Source organism: Streptomyces scabichelini (genome assembly GCF_011045015.1).
GTDB classification, from domain to species: Bacteria; Actinomycetota; Actinomycetes; order Streptomycetales; family Streptomycetaceae; genus Streptomyces; species Streptomyces scabichelini.
Map to the genome: position 1 here is coordinate 1 of NZ_JAAKZY010000037.1, position 19,183 is coordinate 19,183.

The 19,183-nt window shown below is 69.7% G+C and carries 16 protein-coding genes; 10 read left to right on the forward strand and 6 right to left on the reverse strand.

Features of this window, described 5'->3' with window-relative positions; genetic code table 11:
• Nucleotides 1–91: 91 nt before the first annotated feature.
• From G5C60_RS14315 to G5C60_RS14325, 3 genes are read right to left on the reverse strand one after another with little or no spacing between them, the layout of a single operon-like run.
• Nucleotides 92–514: a RidA family protein gene (locus G5C60_RS14315; RefSeq protein WP_165258855.1), complete on the reverse strand. Its 423-nt coding sequence runs from the start codon at nt 512–514 to the stop codon at nt 92–94.
• Entirely contained in the window at nt 511–1,302 is a 792-nt protein-coding gene (locus tag G5C60_RS14320; protein WP_165258857.1) for an IclR family transcriptional regulator, read from the reverse strand. The genes G5C60_RS14315 and G5C60_RS14320 overlap by 4 nt, the downstream gene beginning before the upstream one ends.
• Nucleotides 1,299–2,516 (reverse strand): sugar kinase, encoded by a 1,218-nt coding sequence (locus tag G5C60_RS14325; protein WP_241266800.1) that lies wholly within the window; start codon nt 2,514–2,516, stop codon nt 1,299–1,301. The genes G5C60_RS14320 and G5C60_RS14325 overlap by 4 nt, the downstream gene beginning before the upstream one ends.
• 212 nt (nt 2,517–2,728) lie before the next feature.
• On the opposite strand from G5C60_RS14325, the gene G5C60_RS14330 reads away from it, so the two are divergent.
• Together G5C60_RS14330 and G5C60_RS14335 are read left to right on the forward strand one after the other, a co-directional pair.
• Nucleotides 2,729–4,036: an amino acid deaminase gene (locus G5C60_RS14330; RefSeq protein ID WP_165258862.1), complete on the forward strand. Its 1,308-nt coding sequence runs from the start codon at nt 2,729–2,731 to the stop codon at nt 4,034–4,036.
• 87 nt (nt 4,037–4,123) lie between these two features.
• Nucleotides 4,124–5,746, forward strand: a complete 1,623-nt coding sequence (locus G5C60_RS14335; protein WP_165258864.1) for an N-acyl-D-amino-acid deacylase family protein — start codon at nt 4,124–4,126, stop codon at nt 5,744–5,746.
• A 115-nt stretch (nt 5,747–5,861) separates the two neighbouring features.
• On the opposite strand, the gene G5C60_RS14340 is transcribed toward G5C60_RS14335, so the two are convergent.
• Both G5C60_RS14340 and G5C60_RS14345 read right to left on the reverse strand, forming a co-directional pair.
• On the reverse strand, nt 5,862–6,833 hold the full coding sequence (locus tag G5C60_RS14340; protein WP_165258866.1) for a trypsin-like serine peptidase: 972 nt from the start codon (nt 6,831–6,833) through the stop codon (nt 5,862–5,864).
• Nucleotides 6,834–6,982: 149 nt separating this feature from the next.
• Nucleotides 6,983–7,687, reverse strand: a complete 705-nt coding sequence (locus tag G5C60_RS14345; protein WP_165258869.1) for a hypothetical protein — start codon at nt 7,685–7,687, stop codon at nt 6,983–6,985.
• Between the two features lie 200 nt (nt 7,688–7,887).
• On the opposite strand from G5C60_RS14345, the gene G5C60_RS14350 reads away from it, so the two are divergent.
• The 6 genes from G5C60_RS14350 (at nt 7,888) to G5C60_RS14375 (ending at nt 14,435) form a co-directional block, all read left to right on the forward strand.
• A complete protein-coding gene (locus G5C60_RS14350) occupies nt 7,888–9,099 on the forward strand; it encodes a pyridoxal phosphate-dependent aminotransferase (RefSeq protein WP_165258873.1) in 1,212 nt (403 codons plus the stop codon).
• A 77-nt stretch (nt 9,100–9,176) separates the two neighbouring features.
• Complete coding sequence (locus G5C60_RS14355) at nt 9,177–9,584, forward strand: SCO4983 family protein (protein WP_165258876.1); 408 nt, start codon at nt 9,177–9,179, stop codon at nt 9,582–9,584.
• A 416-nt stretch (nt 9,585–10,000) separates the two neighbouring features.
• On the forward strand, nt 10,001–11,095 hold the full coding sequence (locus tag G5C60_RS14360; protein ID WP_165258879.1) for a substrate-binding domain-containing protein: 1,095 nt from the start codon (nt 10,001–10,003) through the stop codon (nt 11,093–11,095).
• 13 nt (nt 11,096–11,108) lie between these two features.
• Entirely contained in the window at nt 11,109–12,284 is a 1,176-nt protein-coding gene (locus G5C60_RS14365; RefSeq protein WP_165258883.1) for a toxic anion resistance protein, read from the forward strand.
• Complete coding sequence (locus G5C60_RS14370) at nt 12,281–13,849, forward strand: substrate-binding and vWA domain-containing protein (protein ID WP_165258886.1); 1,569 nt, start codon at nt 12,281–12,283, stop codon at nt 13,847–13,849. The genes G5C60_RS14365 and G5C60_RS14370 overlap by 4 nt, the downstream gene beginning before the upstream one ends.
• Nucleotides 13,836–14,435 carry a hypothetical protein gene (locus G5C60_RS14375; protein ID WP_165258890.1) on the forward strand — a complete coding sequence of 200 codons (600 nt, stop codon included), beginning with the start codon at nt 13,836–13,838 and terminating at the stop codon, nt 14,433–14,435. Before G5C60_RS14370 ends, G5C60_RS14375 begins: the two co-directional genes overlap by 14 nt.
• 162 nt (nt 14,436–14,597) lie before the next feature.
• On the opposite strand, the gene G5C60_RS14380 is transcribed toward G5C60_RS14375, so the two are convergent.
• On the reverse strand, nt 14,598–16,421 hold the full coding sequence (locus tag G5C60_RS14380) for a phosphoenolpyruvate carboxykinase (GTP) (RefSeq protein WP_165258901.1): 1,824 nt from the start codon (nt 16,419–16,421) through the stop codon (nt 14,598–14,600).
• 340 nt (nt 16,422–16,761) lie between these two features.
• Between G5C60_RS14380 and trhA the strand changes: the two genes are divergently transcribed.
• A complete protein-coding gene (trhA, locus tag G5C60_RS14385) occupies nt 16,762–17,469 on the forward strand; it encodes a PAQR family membrane homeostasis protein TrhA (protein WP_165258903.1) in 708 nt (235 codons plus the stop codon).
• Between the two features lie 135 nt (nt 17,470–17,604).
• A complete protein-coding gene (locus tag G5C60_RS14390) occupies nt 17,605–19,179 on the forward strand; it encodes an MFS transporter (RefSeq protein ID WP_165258905.1) in 1,575 nt (524 codons plus the stop codon).
• Nucleotides 19,180–19,183 lie beyond the last annotated feature (4 nt).

Sequence of the window (19,183 nt, forward strand, 5' to 3'; positions counted from 1 at the left end):
GTGGGGGGTGGTGCTGATGGCGGCCGGGCGCGGGTTGGATGTGGCTGGTCGCGCAGTTCCCCGCGCCCCTGAAGGGCGCGGGGTGTGAGCCTTAGTTGCTCAGTACTGCCAGTGCGTCGATCTCGATCAAGAGACCTGCCGGGAGGCCTACGTAAACCGTTGTGCGGGCGGCGGGCGGCGCGGTGAGCCCCTGCTCCTCGAAGTACTGGTTGTAGATCGCGTTCATCTCGGCGAAGTGGTCGACGTCCGTCAGGTAGACGCGGATCATCATCGCGTCGTCCCAGGTCGCGCCACCCTCTTCGAGGACCGACTTGACGTTGGCGAGGGTCTGGAGGGTCTGCTCGCGCAGGGTCGGCCCGGCTGGCGTCGGCGGCTGTCCCTCCACGGCGGGCAGAAAGCCGACCTGACCGGCGACCTGAAGGATGTTCCCCTTCTTGACTCCGTGCGAGAACTTGGCGGGCGGGGTGGTGTGGGTCTTCGGCGTGAGGGCGATCTTGTCCGTCTTGTCCGTCATGAGCTCGCTTCCTTGGGGTCTTTGAGGTTCTTGAGGTCCTTGAGGGGGGCGGTGCCGGAGTACTCGTGGCTGATGGTCTCGGCGGTACGCCGCACCAGCGGGAGCAGTGTGAGGAGTTCGTCGGCGGTGACGACGACGTTCGGCGCGGAGACCGACATGGCGGCGACGACGCGTCCGTCGGTGCCGCGGATGGGGGCGCCCACGCAGTTGATGGACTCCTCGTGGCCACCGAGGTCGGTGGCCCAGCCCTGTTCGCGTACCGTCGCCAACTCCTTGAGGAAAGCAGGGGCGTTGGGGATGGAACGGGCCGTGTACATGGGGTAGTCGAGCTTGTCCGCGAGGGTGCGGCGCTCGGTCTCGGGCAGGTCGGCGAGGAGGAGTTTCGCGACGGCGGCGACCGTGATGGCGACCGGCTTTCCGATACGGGAGTACATGCGCACCGGGTAGCGGCTCTCGACCTTGTCGATGTAGAGGACCTCGCCCTCCTCGTACACGGCGAGGTGGACCGTGTGCCCGCACTGTTCGTTGAGGCGTACGAGATGAGGGTGGGCGATCTCGCGGATGTCCAGGTTCTCGACGGCCTCCTGGGCGAGGGCGAAGAGGCGGGCGCCGAGGCGGTAGCGCTGGTCGGACTGGCGGTAGACGAGGCCGTGCTCGTGGAGGGTGCGCAGGAGCCGGAGCGCGGTGGACTTGTGGACGCCGAGCCGCTCGGCGACCCGGCCGAGGTCGGCGGGGCCCTCGGCGAGCAGCGGCAGGATACTCAGGGCACGATCGACGGTCTGGCTCATGGGGTACGTACCTCCTCCTTGGCCCGCGTCCACCCGGGGCCGAGTCGAAGTGTCCCCCACGCGTCGTCGTCCAGCGCGACCAGTCGGTCGGCGTGCTCGCGCGCGGGAGGCGCCCCGAGGTCATCGGGCACGGTGAGCGCGGCGGCGGCCATGAGATGCCCGTGCCGGATCCGTTCCCGCACGGGGAGCCCGCGAAGGGTCGCGGACAGGAATCCGGCGGCGAAGGCGTCCCCGGCGCCGACGTGCGCCACGACGTCCACGCGGAGGGCGGGGACGTGGGTGACGGTGTCGGTGGCAATGGCGGTGACGGTGGCGGGACCGTGGGGAGGATCCTCGTGTGGCTCGCGTTCGAAGACGGTGGCGCCTCGGTCGCCCTCCTTGACGACCAGTAGCCGTGGCTCGGGCAGCGTCGCGCGGATCGCGGTGGGGCCACCGGTGACGCCCCAGGCGGCCTCGGCCTCGTCGGCGCCCACGAAGACGAGGTCGCTGCCGCGGGCCAGGTCGAGCAGGATGCGGCCCGCATCAGCCCGGTCGTGCCAGAGGTCCACGCGGTAGTTGACGTCGAAGGAGACGAGGGGGCGGCCGGGGCGGGGTGCCGTGAGGTTGCGGAGGAGGGCGAGGCAGTCGGCGGAGAGGGCGGCGGTGATGCCGGAGAGGTGGAGTACGCGGCCGGAACGGATCTCGTCACCGGGCATGTTCGCGGGGGACATGGCGGAGGCGGCGGACCCCGTGCGGTAGTAGACGACTTCGGCGGGTGAGTCCCCGTCGAAGCCCTCAATGGCGCCCCCAACGGCACCCTCGTCGGAGCGCCGGTCGGCGCCCCCGTCGGCGCCTCTGCCGGAGCACTCGTCGCCGCCCCTGCCGACGCCTCTGTCGGAGCCCCCGTCGGCGACCGGTTCACGGAGGTCCCCCGAGCCCTGCTCACCGTCGGTACCCGCCGCCGCCGTCAGCGCCCGCTTCCCCGCCGTACGGAAGTAGATGCCGGTCGGCCGGACCGGGTCGGTCTGGACCGCGCTCGTGTCGACGCCGTGCGCCGCGATCCGCTCCACCAGGTGCCGCCCGAAGCCGTCGGCGCCCACCCGGCTGACCCATTTCACGGAGTGCCCGGCGGCGGCAAGACCGCACGCCACGTTGGACTCCGCGCCGCCGATGCCCCGGTCGAAGGACGGTACGTCGGCGAGACGGCCCGGCCGCGAGGGCAGGAACGTGACCATGGACTCGCCGAGCGTGACGACGTCCACGGCAGCGTCCACGGCAGGTTCGGGGCAGTCGGGTCCGGTGGGGGTAACGATGGCGGAGGCTCCTCGTCGTATCGCGGGTCTCAGCGGCTCCGTTGACCCGGCGTTGGCCGAGATGTTAGACAGCAGTAAGCGACATACGCAATGAGCGTTGCACATAATGCAACGCACCTCAGCAGGGAGGCTCCATGGCCGCCGACTCCGCCTCTGCCACCGCCGCAGAACGCCTCGCCGCGCTCGCGGAGGAACGCGTCGACCACCGCTTCAAGGGCCTCCCTCCCGACGCCGACGGCCTGACGGTCGGCGAGTTGGCCGCCCAGCGCCGCAACCTCTTCACCGACGGCTTCACCACCCCCGTACTCGCCCTCTCCGCCGAGCGCCTGGAGCACAACCTCCGGCTCATGGAGACGTACGCGAGCCGCCACGGCCTGTCCTTCGCCCCGCACGGCAAGACCTCGATGGCCCCTCAGCTCTTCCACCGCCAGATCGAGCACGGCGCGTGGGGCATCACGCTGGCGGTTCCGCACCAGGTGCGGGTGGCACGTGCCTTCGGGATCCAACGAGTCTTCCTGGCCAACGAGTTGGTGGACCCGGCCGCGCTGAAATGGGTCGCGTCGCAACTCGCCGCCGACCCGTCCTTCCGCTTCATCTGTTACGTCGACTCCGTGCGCGGCGTGGAGCTGATGAACGCGGCGCTGCACGGATCGGCCCGCCCGGTGGACGTCGTCGTCGAGCTCGCCGCGGGCGAGGGCGCCAGGACCGGCGTCCGTACCGAGGCGGAGTGCGCGGCGGTCGCGGACGCGGTGGCCGCCGTGGACACGCTGCGGCTGGTGGGCGTGGCGGGGTACGAGGGCGAGGTGCCGGACGCGAACCCGGAGCGGGTGCACGCGTGGCTGCGGCGTCTCGTCGCGCTCGCCGCCGACTTCGACAAGGCGGAGCGTTTCGCAGGTCTTGACGAGGTCGTCGTGAGCGCGGGCGGCAGCGGCTGGTTCGACGCGGTGGCCGACGTCTTCGCCGAGATTCCTGAACTCTCCCTCCCCGTGCTGAAGTTGCTGCGCTCCGGCGCGTACGTCTCGCACGACGACGGTCACTACCGCCGGATCACCCCCTTCACCCGCGTTCCCGAGGAAGGCGCCCTCCACCCCGCCTTCCGCCTCTGGGCGCAGGTCGTCTCCCGGCCCTCGCCTGACCAGGCCTTCGTCAACGCGGGCAAGCGGGACGCGGCGTACGACCTGGATCTTCCGGAGGCCCAGGCGGTCCGACGTGACGGCGACGGAGGCGGAGGCGGAGCCGAGCGGCCGGCGACCGGCATCACGGTCACCGGCCTGTCCGACCAGCACGGCTGGCTCCGTACGACCCCGGACGCGGACCTGCGGGTGGGCGACTGGCTCGGCATGGGCCTCTCCCACCCGTGCACGTCCTTCGACAAGTGGCAGCTGATTCCGCTCGTGGCGGCGGACGGCACGGTGGTGGACTACGTCCGCACGTTCTTCTAGCCCACCAACTTCTAGCCCACCAAGAGGCGCGAACAACTCGACAGTTCGGGACTCGACAGTTCGGGCGGAGCCCGGAAAGGCGGCACCATGGATCTCGTCATCCGCGACGCGGAAGTCGTCGACGGCAGCGGCGACGCTTCCTACCGCGCCGACGTCGCCATCGAGGGCGGCCGTATCACCGCGATCGTCAAGGAGGCCGCGGCGGCCGGCTGTCTGCGGCCCACCGCCACCCGCGTCCTCGACGCCGAGGGCCTCGTCCTCTCCCCCGGCTTCATCGACATGCACGCCCACAGCGACCTCGCGCTGCTCCGGGACCCGGATCACAGTGCGAAGGTCGCGCAGGGGGTGACCCTCGAAGTCATCGGGCAGGACGGACTGTCGTACGCGCCGGTCGACGACCGTACGCTCGCCGAGGTGCGCCGCGCGATCACCGGCTGGAACGGCAACGGCGACGACATCGACTTCACGTGGCGTTCGGTGGGCGAGTACCTGGACCGCCTCGACCACGGCTTCGACGGCGAGGGCATCGCGGTGAACGCGGCGTACCTCGTCCCGCAGGGCACCGTCCGCATGCTGGCCGTCGGGTGGGAGGACCGCGAGGCGACGCCCCAAGAGCTGGACCGTATGCGGCAGTTGGTCGCCGAGGGGATGGAGCAGGGCGCCGTGGGTCTGTCCTCCGGGCTGACGTACACCCCCGGCATGTACGCCAAGGACGCCGAACTCACCGAGCTGTGCCGGGTGGTGGCCGAGTACGGCGGCTACTACTGCCCGCATCACCGCTCGTACGGAGCGGGCGCCCTGGACGCGTACAAGGAGATGGTGGCGCTGACGCGCACCGCGAACTGCCCCCTCCATCTCGCCCACGCCACCATGAACTTCGGCGTGAACAAGGGGAAGGCCCCGGATCTGCTGGCCCTCCTCGACGACGCGCTCGCCTCGGGGGCGGACATCAGCCTGGACACGTACCCGTACACCCCCGGCTGCACAACCCTCGTGGCCATGCTGCCCAGTTGGGCGAGCGAGGGCGGTCCCGAGGCGATCCTCGCCCGGCTGAAGGACGACGACACCGCCGAACGGATCCGTCACCACATGGAGGTCGTCGGAGCGGACGGCTGCCACGGCGTGCCCATCGAGTGGGACACGATCGAGATCTCGGGTGTGTCGGAGCCGGCCCTCGCGCCCTACGTGGGCCGCACGGTCCAGCAGTCCGCCGACGAGCGCGGCGAGGCCCCCTGGACCACCGCCCGCCGTCTTCTCCTCGACGACGGCCTCGGCTCGACGATCCTCCAGCACGTGGGCCACGAGGAGAACGTCCAGGAGATCATGCGCCACCGCGTGCACACGGGCGGCTCCGACGGCATCCTCCAGGGCGACAAGCCGCACCCGCGCGCGTACGGGACGTTCCCGCAGTATCTCGGGCGGTACGTGAGGGAGTTGGGCGTCCTCACCCTTGAGGAATGCGTCGCGCATCTCACCTCACGCCCGGCCGCGCGCCTCCGTCTGGCCGACCGCGGCCTGGTCCGCGAGGGCCACCGCGCCGACCTGGTCCTCTTCGACCCGGCCACGGTCGCCGCGGGCTCGACCTTCGAGACTCCGCGCACGCTGCCGGCCGGCATCCCGTACGTCCTCGTCGACGGCCGTTTCGCCGTCGAGGACGGCCGACGCACGGACGTACTGGCGGGGCGGGCGGTCCGCCGGACTGCCGGGTAACCGCCCGCCGTCCGCGCCCCAAAGGGGCGCGGGGCTGTGACATATGCGGCTCCGCCGCGTGGGCGCGACCAGCCACGACGGACCCGCAGCTTCGAACCGCACTTCCAGCGGAGCGCTAGGGCTTGGGAAGGGTGCAGCCTGGCCGGCTCAGGTCGATCTTGTTGTCGAGGCCGACGCACGGGACGATCTGGTACGTCTGCTGGGCGTAGTTGATGCCCTGGCGGACGGTGACCTCGCCGCTCTCGTCGACCTCACAGGGGTTGTTGTCGGTGCAGCGGGCGCCGTCCTCGTTGCCGGTGTTGTTGACGGCGACGACCTTGCCGGTGGCGTCGTCGATGACGGGCGAACCGGACGTACCGCCGATGGTGTTACAGGCGGAGGTGTAGCGGACCGAGTCCTTCCAGGTCCAGGCACCTTCCTTCAGGCGGTACGCGAAGCCGTCGACGTCGCAGCTGTAGGTGCGCTTCCAGTAGCCGGAGACGACGGTGATGGCGGTACCGGCGGTGGGGCGCGCGGAGTTGAGTTCCAGGGCCTGTATGCCGTACGAGTCCTTGATCTGCTGGTACGTGCTGGTCAGCTGGTACAGCGAGACGTCGGTGTCCGTCATCGTCGAGTACGCGATCTTGCTCGCCTGGAGGGTCGCGACGCGCGTACCGGCGGAGTTGAGCAGGCCGAAGGTGCGGCTGGACGGCTGGTCGACGATGACCTCACCCGGCTCGGGGAAGCCGCTCTCCAGACAGTGGCCGTTGGACATCACCAGGGCCGGGTCGTTGTCCTCCGAGTCGGGGAGCCGTATGACCGAACCGGAGCAGTTGCTGAGCGAGACGGTGCCGGCAAAGTTCACGGCTCGGGCCGACGGCGCGGCGGCCCTGGACAGGTTCGCCGTCGTGGACGTGACCACGTCATGGGCCACCGATGTGACCGTGTCCGGGTCCACGCCCTTGCCCACGGTCGCGGCCGCGGGCTCGGCCGCGACGGCGCGCGCCTCGTCGGCGGGTGTCATGACCGTGGGGGCCGCGACCGTGGGCGCCGCGCCGATCCCGGCGAGTGCCAGGACGCCGAGCGCGGCAACGAGAGGTTTTCTCATGTGGGGGTCCCCTCTTACGACTTGGGCGACCGGAGAATTTCCGGCCGCCCGATGCATTGTCATGCGCATTGTGATCGCAGAGGGGCGTATGAGCAAGGAGTTGTTTCAGGCGGGGCGTTGTTATCGTCGATGTACAACCTGATCAGCGGCTACTTGGGGTCTTTGGTGGGGCGTTGGCCGCGGCCGGGGTTCTCGTCCGAGTTGCCGCGGTCGGGCTCGCTCGTGGTGGTGGGGGCCGCGGTCGTGGGCGGCTCGGTGGTGGAATCACCGGAGCGATCGGACTCGTCGCCCGCCTCGCCCCCGTCGTCCTTGCCGGGCCGGGAGTCTCCCGGTGAGGGGCTCACCGAGGCGCCGTCCGAGGCGACGGGTGACACCCCCTCCGGCCTCTCGGTCGACGTGCCGGACGGGTCGGCCGACGAGCCTGCCGCGCCGGGCCCGGCCGCGGCCGACGGGGACTGCCGGGCCTTCGGCGACTGCCGGTCGTCCACCCCGGAGGACTCGGAACCGAAGAGCCCGGCGACGACAACGGCGAGGAGTACGACACCCGCCACGCAGCCGGCGACGACCCCACGGCGGATCAGCCGGGCCCGGCGGCGGCGCGCCAGCTGCTCGCGGCGGTCCGGACGGTCTGAGGGGCCGGACTCGTCGGGCGCGTCGGCCGCGTCGGGCGCGTCGGGCGCGTCGGCCGCGTCCGTCACGTCGATGCGGACCGTGTCGTCGTACGCGTTCTGCCACCCGTGCGCGACCGCCGGGTCCGCGTACTCGTCGTACGCCGCCGGGGTCGTGTCGCCGTACGGGTGGTACACCATCGGCGCGCTCTGGGGTTCGCCGTTCTCCCGGTTCGCGCTGTTCATGCCGTACGTACCGGCGATCTCGTTTGCAGTATTCGCGCCGTACGTACCGCTGTGGGGCTGAGGGTCCGGTACATGGCGGGGGATTGTAGAGATAGGAGGGGCTCCTGGTGTAGCCGAGGGCGATATCCACCCAAAGCAGCACGTCTCGCGTGATGGAAAGCACGTCCCACGGAGCGTTACGCGGCCGTAAGCTCACCGACATGCAGGTGATCCAGTCGACCAAGCTCGCCAACGTCTGTTACGAGATCCGGGGTCCGGTACTCGAGGAGGCGATGCGGCTCGAGGCGGCCGGTCACCGCATCCTCAAGCTGAACACCGGAAATCCGGCCGCGTTCGGCTTCGAGTGCCCGCCCGAGATCCTGGAGGACATCCTCCGCAACGTCTCGTCGGCACACGGATACGGGGACGCCAAGGGCCTGCTCGCGGCACGCCGGGCCGTGGTCATGCACAACCAGACCCTCGGCATAGAGACGGACGTCGAGCACGTCTTCATCGGCAACGGCGTCTCCGAGCTGATCGTGATGGCGATGCAGGGCCTGCTCGACGACGGCGACGAGGTCCTCGTACCCGCCCCGGACTATCCGCTGTGGACGGCCGCGGTCTCACTGTCCGGCGGTACGGCCGTGCACTACCGCTGCGACGAGCAGTCCGACTGGATGCCGGATCTCGCCGATGTCGAGCGGAAGGTCACCGACCGGACCAAGGCGCTCGTGATCATCAACCCGAACAATCCGACGGGTGCGGTGTACGACGAGGCGATGCTGCGCGGGCTGACGGACATCGCGCGCCGGCACAACCTGCTCGTCTGCTCGGACGAGATCTACGACAAGATCCTGTACGACGACGCCACGCACACGGCGACCGCCAAGATCGCCCCGGACCTGCTGACGCTCACCTTCAACGGGATGTCGAAGGCGTATCGCGTGGCGGGGTACCGGGTGGGCTGGATGTCGATCTCCGGGCCGCGGGCGCACGCCGACTCGTACATCGAGGGGCTGACGATCCTGGCGAACATGCGGCTGTGCGCGAACATGCCGGGGCAGCATGGCGTGGTCGCGGCGCTGAGCGGGCGGCAGACGATCAACGATCTCGTGCTGCCGGGCGGTCGGCTGCGGGAGCAGCGGGACGTGGCGCACGAGCTGCTGACGCAGATTCCCGGTGTGACGTGCGTGAAGCCCAAGGGGGCGCTGTATCTGTTCCCGCGGCTCGATCCGAAGGTCTTCAAGATCAAGGACGACCGGCAGATGGTGCTGGATCTGCTGCGGGCCGAGAAGATCATGGTGGTGCAGGGTACGGGGTTCAACTGGCCGGAGGCCGATCACTTCCGGGTCGTGACGCTGCCTACGGCGCGGGATCTGACGGATGCGGTGACGCGGATCGGGAACTTCCTGGACGGCTATGGCCAACCGTGACGTTGTCGCTGCCGCTACAACTTTAGACGGAATCTAAGGTAGGATGGCTTCCTGTTACAGCACAGGAGGCCGTCCCCATGTACGAACCGATCCGCACCAAGTCGGTCCACACGATGGCCGGCACCGCCGACTTTCCCCACCGGTCGCGGGAGGAAGAGCTGGACATCCAGCTCGCCGGTCATCTGGCGGCGTTGCTCGCGGTGACGGATGAGTTGCGCGGGCTCGAGCCGTCGGCCGACCTGGACGTTGCCGCGGAGCGGCTGGCCGAGCAGGTGACGCGGCTGCGTGGTGGGCGTCCGCCGGTGCGCGCGGCGGTGGCCGCCGGTGTCGATGAGCCGCGTGCTGCTGCGCTCCAGCAGCGGGCGCACGCGCTTGCGGGGCGCGCGCTGGTCGTCGCCGCGTCTCGCGCGGATACGGGGGCCGCGATTCTCGCCGCCGAGCGCATGGATGCGCACGCGGCGGCCGCCGAGGCTTTGGCGGTTTGAAGCTGCGGGTGTGTGGGTGGCTGGTCGCGCAGTTCCCCGCGCCCCTGGGTGGGTGGTGGGTGCGGGGTCGTGGGCCGGTGCGTCAGCCCGTCGCAGGGTGGGCATACGGCCCGGTGGTGGTACACGGCCCTGGTGACCTGAGACCGAACCTACGCGACGGGCATACGACGCACCGACCCACGACCCCTCCCGCCGGTGGGAGGGAGCGGGGTTCGTCGTGGCGCAGGCTTTTGCTTTTTAGGGGCGCGGGGAACTGCGCGACCAGCCACAACGGGCCCGCAGTCGCCCATGGACCGAACCCACCCACCCGGTAGGCGCCCCCCGCAGGGGCACGGGGGCGATACCGGGACCGGTAAGTCACCCCCCGTTCACCCCGGACGCTGGGGAACTTTGGGTTCCGCGAGCAAGCTCCAGGTGTGAGACGAATAGTCGCTATCGTCCTCGCGGTGTTCCTGATCGGCGGAGTGGCAGCAGCCGTCGTCGCGGGCCGCGAAGGGCAGGACAAGAGCACGGCAACGAAGACCGTGCGGGGAGTGATCGGGTCGGAGAAGGCCGAGTTCTTCGCCGACCCCGACGTGGTGAAGGCCCTGGCCGCCAAGGGCTACACCGTAGAGACGGAGACGTCGGGTTCCTGGGCCATGGAGGGCCTGAACCTCAAGGGATACGACTTCGCGTTTCCGTCCAGCCAGGCGCCCGCCGAGGAGCTGGCCGAGAAGTACGGCGTACGGCAGCCACTGCCGCGCCCCTTCTACTCGCCCCTCGTGGTCGTGGCGCACCGCAGCGCCGCCGAGGTACTGGCCGCGAACGGACTCGCGACCGTCGGCAAGGGGAAGAGCGAGGGCAACGGCACCCTGAAAATGGGCGCCTATCTCGATGCCGCCGACGCCGACAAGACCTGGCAGCAGCTCAAGGGCGCGGACAAGTACGGCGAGCTGACCGGGACGCTGTTCGTGTCGACCACCGATCCGACCAGCTCGAACTCCGGCGCGCTCTACCTCGCCGCCGCCTCGTACGTCGCCGCCGGCGGGCGCGTGGCCAGTGACACCGCCGCCGTCGACGGCACCGCACCCCTGATGCACAAGCTGATCAGCGTCCAGGGCGCCCAGCAGACCAGTACGGACGCGGCGTTCAGGGATTTCATCAGCGGGGTCGGCAATCCGCTCGTCCTCGTATACGAGTCCCAGGTCGCCTCGCTGCTCATACAGCGCCCAGGAGGCCAGGAGGCCGACGACATGACCGTCCTCTACCCGGACACCACCGCCAACAGCGACCACACTGTCGTACCCCTCAACGAAGAAGGCCGCGCACTCGGTGAACTCCTCAGCACCGACAAGGAGTTGCGCAGGCTGGCGGTGCGGCACGGGTTCCGGCCGCAGGGCGCGAGCGCGGAGTTCACGGCGGCGACTGCCGCCCACACCACGTATCTCAACCAGAAGCTGACCGGCGTCCGGCAGGCGCCCGTGCCCGCCTCCAAGGTGCTGCACGAGATGGCGCGCCGGGCCCGGGGCTAGGGGGAAACAGCAAGTGACCAGCAACAACGAAGACTTCACTCTGACGCCGCCCGAGCCCGTCGCGGCCGTGCCGAAGGAGAAGGCCGGCGGGCTCGTGCCCGTCGACGAGTCGGTCCGTACGGACATGGACCGCAAGGCCGCCGAGTACGTCGACGGGCTCGCCGCCCTCGACGCCCGCTCCCCCGAGTTCGCGAGCAAGCTGGGCGAGATCGTCGCCCTCGGCTCGGGCGAGATGCGCGCCGCGTCCGCCCAGTCCAACCGCATGCTGGACCGCACGATCCGCAGCCTGCCCTCGAACGGCGAGGACGCCCAGTCGCGCGTCTCGTCCTCGCTGGTCGAACTCCGGCGTACGGTCGAGGATCTGGACCCGCGCGATCTGCCCGCGAGCAAGGGCCGCAAGCTGCTGTCCAGGCTCCCCGGCGGCAACAAGTTGCGGGACCACGTCGCCAAGTACGCTTCCGCGCAAGGCACGCTGAACAAGATCGTCGGCTCTCTGCGCGGCGGCCAGGACGAGCTGCGCCGCGACAACGCCGCCCTGCAGACCGAACGCGTCCGCCTCTGGGACACGATGGGCAAGCTCCAGGAGTACGTCGTCCTGACGCAGGCCCTGGACGAGGCGGTCGAGCGGCACATCGTCGGCGTCGAGGCCACGGATCCGGCGCAGGCCGACACGCTCCGAGCCGATGTCCTCTTCCCGGTGCGCCAGAAGCACCAGGACCTGCTCACCCAGCTCGCCGTGTGCGCACAGGGTTACCTGGCCATGGATGTCGTACGCCGCAACAACGAGGAACTCATCAAGGGCGTCGACCGCGCGGCCACCACCACCGTGTCCGCGCTGCGCATCTCCGTGATGCTCGCTTCCGCCCTCGACAACCAGAAGAAGGTCGTCGAGCAGGTCAACGCCCTGCGCGGCACGACGGAGGACCTCATCCGCGGCAACGCGGAGATGCTCGCCACGCAGTCCGGCGAGATCCAGCGCATCGCCGCGGACCCGGCGGTCGGCGCGGAGACACTGCGCAGCGCCTTCCAGCAGATCTACCGGACCCTCGACACGATCGACAACTACAAGGCCCAGGCCACGGAGACGATGGCCGCCACGGTGGAGTCCCTGACCTCCGAACTCCAGAACGCCACCGCGTACTTGGAGCGGTCGCGGTCGGCGAACGCGCTGGAAGGGGGGCTCGGATGAGAGTTCCCCAAGTACGCGGCACCGCGCTGGCCGCCGTCCTGCTGCTGGCGGTCACCGCGTGCACCGGGAGCCTGAGCTCCGAGAAGCCCGGGCAGTCCGGGCAGCCCGCCAAGGCCGAACCCGGCACCGTGCGCATCCTCGCCTCCAGCGAGCTCGCCGACATGGCCGAGGCCCTGGCCGGCGTCCATGAGGAAACCGGTGTCAAGCTCGAACTCTCCTACACCGGCACCCGCGACGCCGTCGACCAGCTCGCGTCCGGCCGGACGGACGGCCGGTACGACGCGGTGTGGCTGGCGTCGAACGACTATCTGCGCCTCGCCCCGGCGGCTGCGAAGAAGCTCGTGTCAGAGACCCCGATCATGGCCAGCCCGGTCGCGCTCGGCGTCAGGTCCGGCGTGGTGAAGCGCCTCGGCTGGAGACCGGAGGATGTCACCTGGTCCCAGGTGCAGCGGGCGGTCGCGGACGGCAAGCTGACGTACGGCATGACGGACCCGGCTCGCTCCAACTCCGGTTTCTCCGCGCTGGTCTCGGTGGCCGCGGCACTGTCCGGTGCCCAGTCGGCCCTGACGGACGCCGACGTGCGGAAGGCCACGCCGGAGCTGAAGACGTTCTTCGCGGGGCAGCGGCTCACGTCCGGCTCCTCCGGCTGGCTGGCGTCCGCGTATGAGCGCCGGGGCACGGTGGACGCGCTCATCAACTACGAGTCGGTCCTCGCCAAGATGAAGGGCATGACGGTGATCCAGCCGCGCGACGGCGTCCTCACGGCCGACTATCCGCTGTCTTCCCTCGCCGCCACGGACTCGGCCACCCGTGACAGGGTCCGCCGTGTCGCCGATTATCTGCGTGAACCGCTCAATCAGTGGCATATCGCGTACACAACCGGACGCCGCCCCGTCGTATCCGCCGCGCTGGCCTCGCACTCCCCCGCCCCGAGCGACAGACGCCGCGAGCTTCCCTTCCCCGCAAGCCGATCCGTCGCCGACGGGCTCCTCGACGCATACGAGAACAAGCTGCGCCGGCCCTCGCGCACGGTGTACGTCCTGGACACCTCGGGGTCGATGCGCGAGGGCGGCCGTCTGGACCTGCTGAAGAAGGCGCTCACCGATCTGACCGGTGACTTCCGTGAGCGTGAGGAGGTGACGCTGATGCCGTTCGGCTCCGCCGTCAAGAGCGTACGGACCCATGTGGTGCGGCCCGAGGACCCGCGGGCGGGTCTCGACGGGATCCGCCGCGACACGAAGGCGCTGAGCGCTGAGGGTGACACGGCGATCTATACGTCGCTGGAGAAGGCGTACGAGCATCTGGGTGCCGACGACGACACGTTCAAGTCGATCGTGCTCATGACGGACGGCGAGAACACGGCGGGCGTGGGGCCGGAGAACTTCGACGGCTTCTACGAAGGGCTGCCGTACGAGCGGCGGGAGATCCCCGTCTTCCCGATCCTCTTCGGCGACTCCGACCGAGCCGAGCTCGAGCACATCGCCGAACTGACCGGCGGCCGTCTCTTCGACGCCCGGCAGGGCTCGCTCGACGGCGCCTTCGAGGAGATCCGTGGCTACCAATAAGTTCTTCGGCTACCTGGAGTCCCGCAAGAATCTCACCGGCAGCGCGCTCGGGATCGTGGGTCTTGGCCTGACGTTCACGGGTCTTGCGGGCGCGTACTGGCCGATCGTCGTCGCGGGTCTGTACGGCGCCGGTGCGCTCCTCGCGCCGCCGGAGCGTCCGTCCCTGCCGGACTTCCCCGACCCGTCGGCCCAACTGGACGAACTGCGGGCAGACTTCGACAAGCTGCGCGACTACTTGACCGGAGTGGAGCTCCCCCCGGCGGCCTCCGGCCGCCTCACCGAACTCACGGAACTCCTCACGGCCCTCCTCGCTCCCGGCTGGGTCACGGAGGTCCTCGCCCAGGACCCGGAGGGCGTACACGCCCTGTCCCGTACGGTCCGCCAGGACATCCCGGAAGCGGTCGACACCTTCATACGAACTCGCTGGTGGACCCGCCTGACTCCCGGCACGGACCCGCCGGAGCGCCACCTGGAACGCCAGCTGTCGCTGCTGCAGGGCGAGATGGAGGTCCTGGCAACGAGCCTCCGAGAGGTGGAGGCCCGCCGCCAGGAGTCCCACACGCGTTACCTGGAGGAGCGGTCGTGATCAGCGGGCCTGGCGCGGCGCTGGGGGTCTTCGCCCCCGCCGCCCCTACCCGTTCCCGTCCACTCTCCTGGGGCTTCGCCCCAGACCCCGTTTCGGGGGCCAGCCCCCGGACCCCCGGTCCGCCAGGCCGATCAGCGGGGTCCAGGGGCGGAGCCCCTGCCCTCAGCCCAGGCGTTCCACCAGCGCCCGGTACTCGTCCCACAGTTCCTTCGGCGTGTGGGAGCCGAACGTGTTGAGGTGGTCGGGGACCAGCGCCGCCTCCTCGCGCCACACGTCCTTGTCGACGGTGAGCAGGAAGTCCAGCTCGGACTCGGAGAGTTCGAGACCCTCCGTGTCCAGGGCCGCCTTCGACGGCAGAATGCCTATCGGCGTTTCGACACCCTCGGCCTTGCCGTCCAGCCGGTCCACGATCCACTTCAGGACACGGCTGTTCTCGCCGAAGCCCGGCCACACGAACTTGCCCGCGTCGTTCTTGCGGAACCAGTTCACGTAGTAGATCTTCGGGAGCTTGGCAGGGTCCTTGTCCTTGGCGACGTCGATCCAGTGGCCCATGTAGTCGCCCATGTTGTAGCCGCAGAACGGCAGCATGGCGAAGGGGTCGCGGCGCAGTTCGCCGACCTTGCCCTCGGCCGCCGCCGTCTTCTCGGAGGCGACGTTCGCGCCGAGGAACACGCCGTGGTTCCAGTCGAAGGACTCGGTGACCAGGGGGACCGCGGTGGCGCGGCGGCCGCCGAAGAGGATCGCCGAGATCGGCACGCCCTTCGGGTCCTCCCACTCGGGCGCGATGATCGGGCACTGGGACGCGGGGACGGTGAAGCGGGCGTTGGGGTGGGCGGCCGGGGTCTCGGACTCGGGCGTCCAGTCGTTGCCCTTCCAGTCCGTGAGGTGGGCGGGCGTCTCCTCGGTCATCCCCTCCCACCAGATGTCACTGTCGTCCGTCAGCGCGACGTTGGTGAAGACGGAGTTGCCCCACAGGGTCTTCATCGCGTTGGCGTTGGTGTGCTCACCGGTGCCGGGCGCGACGCCGAAGAAGCCGGCCTCGGGGTTGATGGCGTACAGCTGGCCGTCCTCGCCGAAACGCATCCAGGCGATGTCGTCACCGATCGTCTCGACCGTCCAGCCGCGGACCGTGGGCTCCAGCATGGCGAGGTTGGTCTTGCCGCAGGCGCTCGGGAAGGCTGCGGCTACGTACTTCGACTCGCCCTGCGACGGCGTCAGCTTGAGGATCAGCATGTGCTCGGCCAGCCAGCCCTCGTCCCGTGCCATGACGGAGGCTATGCGCAGGGCGTAGCACTTCTTGCCGAGCAGCGCGTTGCCGCCGTAGCCGGAGCCGTACGACCAGATCTCGCGGGTCTCCGGGAAGTGGGAGATGTACTTCGTGGAGTTGCACGGCCACGGTACGTCCTGCTCGCCCTCGGCCAGCGGCGCTCCGAGCGTGTGCACAGCACGCACGAAGAAGCCGTCGGAGCCGAGCTCGTCCAGGACCGGCTGGCCCATACGCGTCATGGTGCGCATGGACACGGCGACGTACGCGGAGTCGGTGATCTCGACGCCGATCGCGGAGAGGTCCGAGCCGAGCGGGCCCATGCAGAACGGCACGACGTACATGGTCCGGCCACGCATCGAGCCGCGGAAGACACCCTGCTCACCAGCGAAGATCTCCCGCATCTCGGCGGGGTCCTTCCAGTGGTTCGTCGGGCCCGCGTCCTCCTCCTTCTCGGAGCAGATGAAGGTGCGGTCCTCGACCCGGGCGACATCGGTCGGGTCGGAGGCCGCGTAGTAAGAGTTGGGGCGTTTGATCGGGTCGAGTTTCTTGAAGGTGCCCTTACGGACGAGCTCCTCGCACAGTCGCTCGTATTCCGCCTCTGAGCCGTCACACCAGACCACGTTGTCCGGCTGCGTGAGTTCTGCGATCTCGTTGACCCACGAGATCAGTTCCTGGTGGTTGGTGGGAACGGCGGGGGGAGCCGCGATGTCGCGCGCCACGGTTGCTCCTAGATGAGGGGTTTTGTTGTCGAATGCCCCTTGGGGGCCGCGGCCCGGATGCTTCGTCTGGATCATTGGCGCTCATCCGGTGCCGACCGCACTCATTTGATCATCCGACGGGTTCGCGCATATGTCCAGAGCGCCTCACACCTGAGCGGACGTGACCATCACCACGCGATTCCCCCCGGGGGTTCATGTTTTATTGACCGTTTTGCCCCCAAGCCATAGTGACGGCCCGGCCTGCACCGCCCTCAAACCCCGATGAGACGATGGACACTTGGCACTTGTCACAGGGCCGAACTGATAGAGGACTTACGGTTCCGTAGGTACGATTTCCCGCATGACTGCGTCCGTCCCCGACGCGCCCTCGGACTCGCCGGTAGCCGACCGCGTCTCCTCCGCGCTCTCCCACCTCCCGCACCCGGACAAGCCCAAGCTCCGGGGCTGGCTGCACGCCGGAATGTTCCCGGCCGTGGTCATCTCGGGCCTGGTCCTCACCGCGCTCGCGGACTCGTCGCGCGCACGCATCGCCTGCGCGATCTACGTCCTGACCGCCTGCCTGCTGTTCGGCGTGAGCGCGCTCTACCACCGGGGCGACTGGGGACCGAAAGCCGACGGCGTACTGCGCCGGCTCGACCACGCGAACATCTTCCTGATCATCGCGGGGACCTACACACCGCTGACGATGCTGCTCCTGCCGGACACGAAGGGGCAGTGGCTCCTGTGGAGCATATGGGCCGCCGCCGCGGCGGGCATCGTCTTCCGGGTGTTCTGGGTCGGCGCCCCGCGCTGGCTCTACACCCCCTGTTACATCGCGATGGGCTGGGCGGCCGTCTTCTTCCTCCCCGACTTCATGCGCGCGGGCGGGATCACCGTCCTCGTCCTGGTCGTCGTCGGCGGCCTGCTCTACAGCGCGGGCGGCGTGATCTACGGACTCAAGCGCCCCAACCCGTCCCCGCGCTGGTTCGGCTTCCACGAGGTCTTCCACTCCTTGACGCTCGCGGCGTTCGTCGCGCACTACGTCGGGATCTCGATCGTGGCCTACTAGCACGGGTAACCTCCCCACCCAGCACGGGTAACCTCACCGACCTCGCCTTCAGTGGCCGCGGCTTTCGAGCCGCGGCCACTTTTGCGTATGGGAGCGTATTGACAGACCCAATCTTTTGACAGCTACTCTCATTTCATGGCTACCGTCACTCCACAAGCCGAGACCCCGCCCGACCCCCGTCGCTGGTGGGCCCTCGGCGCCCTCGTCGCGAGCATGCTCGTACTCGGCTTCGACATGACGATCCTCAACGTCGCGCTGCCGACGATGGCCGCGCAGCTGGATGCCGGCACGGGTGAGCTCCAGTGGATCGTGGACTCGTACATCGTCGTGTTCGCGGCGCTGATGCTGCCCGCCGGACTGCTCGGCGACCGCTTCGGACGGCGCAGGATGCTGATCGCGGGGCTCCTGGTGTTCCTCGCCGGCGCCATGTTCGGCACCCTCGTCTCCACGCCCGAGCTGGTCATCGCCGCCCGCACGGTCATGGGCGTGGGCGCCGCGCTGGTGATCCCGCTCGGTCTTTCCGTGCTGCCGTCGATGTTCGGGCCCGAGGAGCGCAGCAAGGCGGTCGCCGCCGTCACCGCCTCGATGGCCGCGGGCATGCCGCTCGGGCCGCTCGTCGGCGGGCTGCTGCTCGACCACTACTGGTGGGGCTCGATCTTCCTGATCAACATCCCGATGGTCGCCATCGGCGTCGCCGCCTGCCTCTTCCTGCTGCCGGAGTCCCGCGACCCGGCAACGCCCCGCGTCGACGTCCTGTCCACGGCGTACAGCGCGATCGGTCTGGGAGCGCTGGTCTTCGGCATCATCGAGGCGCCCGAGCGCGGCTGGGGCAGCCCGCTGGTCCTCGGCTCGTTCGCACTGTCCGCGGTTCTGCTCGCGGCTCTCGTCGTACGGGAACGCCGTGTGGTGCGGCCCATGCTCGACCTGAAGCTGCTCGGGCACCGCGGTTTCCTGTTCAACAGTCTGGCCGCGACGCTCGGCACCTTCGTCTTCTCCGGGCTGCTGTTCATGCTGCCGACATACCTCCAGGAGGTCGGCGGCAGTGACGCGTTCGGCACCGGGCTGCGGCTGCTGCCGATGATGGGCGGCCTGATGTTCGCCGCGCGGGCGAGCACGCCCTTGGTGCAGCGCGTGGGGCCCCGCCCGGTGGTCACCGCGGGTCTGGCGGTGCTGTGCTTCGCCGCGCTGCTCGGCTCCCGCACCGAGGCCGACAGCGGCTACGGGTTCACCGCGCTCTGGCTGACCATCGCGGGCCTGGGCTTCGGCCTCGCGATGGTGCCCGCGATGGACGCGGCGCTCGGCGGGATCCCCCGCGACGAGGCGGGCAGCGGGTCCGGGCTGCTGATGACGCTGCGGCAGGTGGGCGGCGCGATCGGTATCGCACTGCTCGGCAGCCTGGTCGCCAGTGCCTACGGCGACCGGATCGACACCTCGCGCCTCCCGGCCGAGGCCGCGGACGCGGCGCGCGAGTCGCTGACCGGCGCGCACGCGGTCGCCGAGCGGCTCGGCCTGCCCGGCCTCGCCCGCTCCGCCGACGCCGCGTACGTGGACGGCATGGGCACGGTCCTGGTGGTGTGCGGCATCGCGGCCCTGGTGACCGCCCTGCTGACGGCGGCGCTGCTGCCGAACGTACGGCCCGCCAAGGACGGTGAGGTCGCGGAAGGCGACACTCCGGTCATGGCTCGCAGCGAATCCGATGGCGGACAATGACGGG

Coding starts and splice junctions, on each gene's coding strand:
- G5C60_RS14315 (WP_165258855.1), bottom strand. CDS start 514: ATGACGGACAAGACGGACAAGATCGCCCTCACGCCGAAGACCCACACC.
- G5C60_RS14320 (WP_165258857.1), bottom strand. CDS start 1,302: ATGAGCCAGACCGTCGATCGTGCCCTGAGTATCCTGCCGCTGCTCGCC.
- G5C60_RS14325 (WP_241266800.1), bottom strand. CDS start 2,516: ATGGTCACGTTCCTGCCCTCGCGGCCGGGCCGTCTCGCCGACGTACCG.
- G5C60_RS14330 (WP_165258862.1), top strand. CDS start 2,729: ATGGCCGCCGACTCCGCCTCTGCCACCGCCGCAGAACGCCTCGCCGCG.
- G5C60_RS14335 (WP_165258864.1), top strand. CDS start 4,124: ATGGATCTCGTCATCCGCGACGCGGAAGTCGTCGACGGCAGCGGCGAC.
- G5C60_RS14340 (WP_165258866.1), bottom strand. CDS start 6,833: ATGAGAAAACCTCTCGTTGCCGCGCTCGGCGTCCTGGCACTCGCCGGG.
- G5C60_RS14345 (WP_165258869.1), bottom strand. CDS start 7,687: ATGAACAGCGCGAACCGGGAGAACGGCGAACCCCAGAGCGCGCCGATG.
- G5C60_RS14350 (WP_165258873.1), top strand. CDS start 7,888: ATGCAGGTGATCCAGTCGACCAAGCTCGCCAACGTCTGTTACGAGATC.
- G5C60_RS14355 (WP_165258876.1), top strand. CDS start 9,177: ATGTACGAACCGATCCGCACCAAGTCGGTCCACACGATGGCCGGCACC.
- G5C60_RS14370 (WP_165258886.1), top strand. CDS start 12,281: ATGAGAGTTCCCCAAGTACGCGGCACCGCGCTGGCCGCCGTCCTGCTG.
- trhA (WP_165258903.1), top strand. CDS start 16,762: ATGACTGCGTCCGTCCCCGACGCGCCCTCGGACTCGCCGGTAGCCGAC.
- G5C60_RS14390 (WP_165258905.1), top strand. CDS start 17,605: ATGGCTACCGTCACTCCACAAGCCGAGACCCCGCCCGACCCCCGTCGC.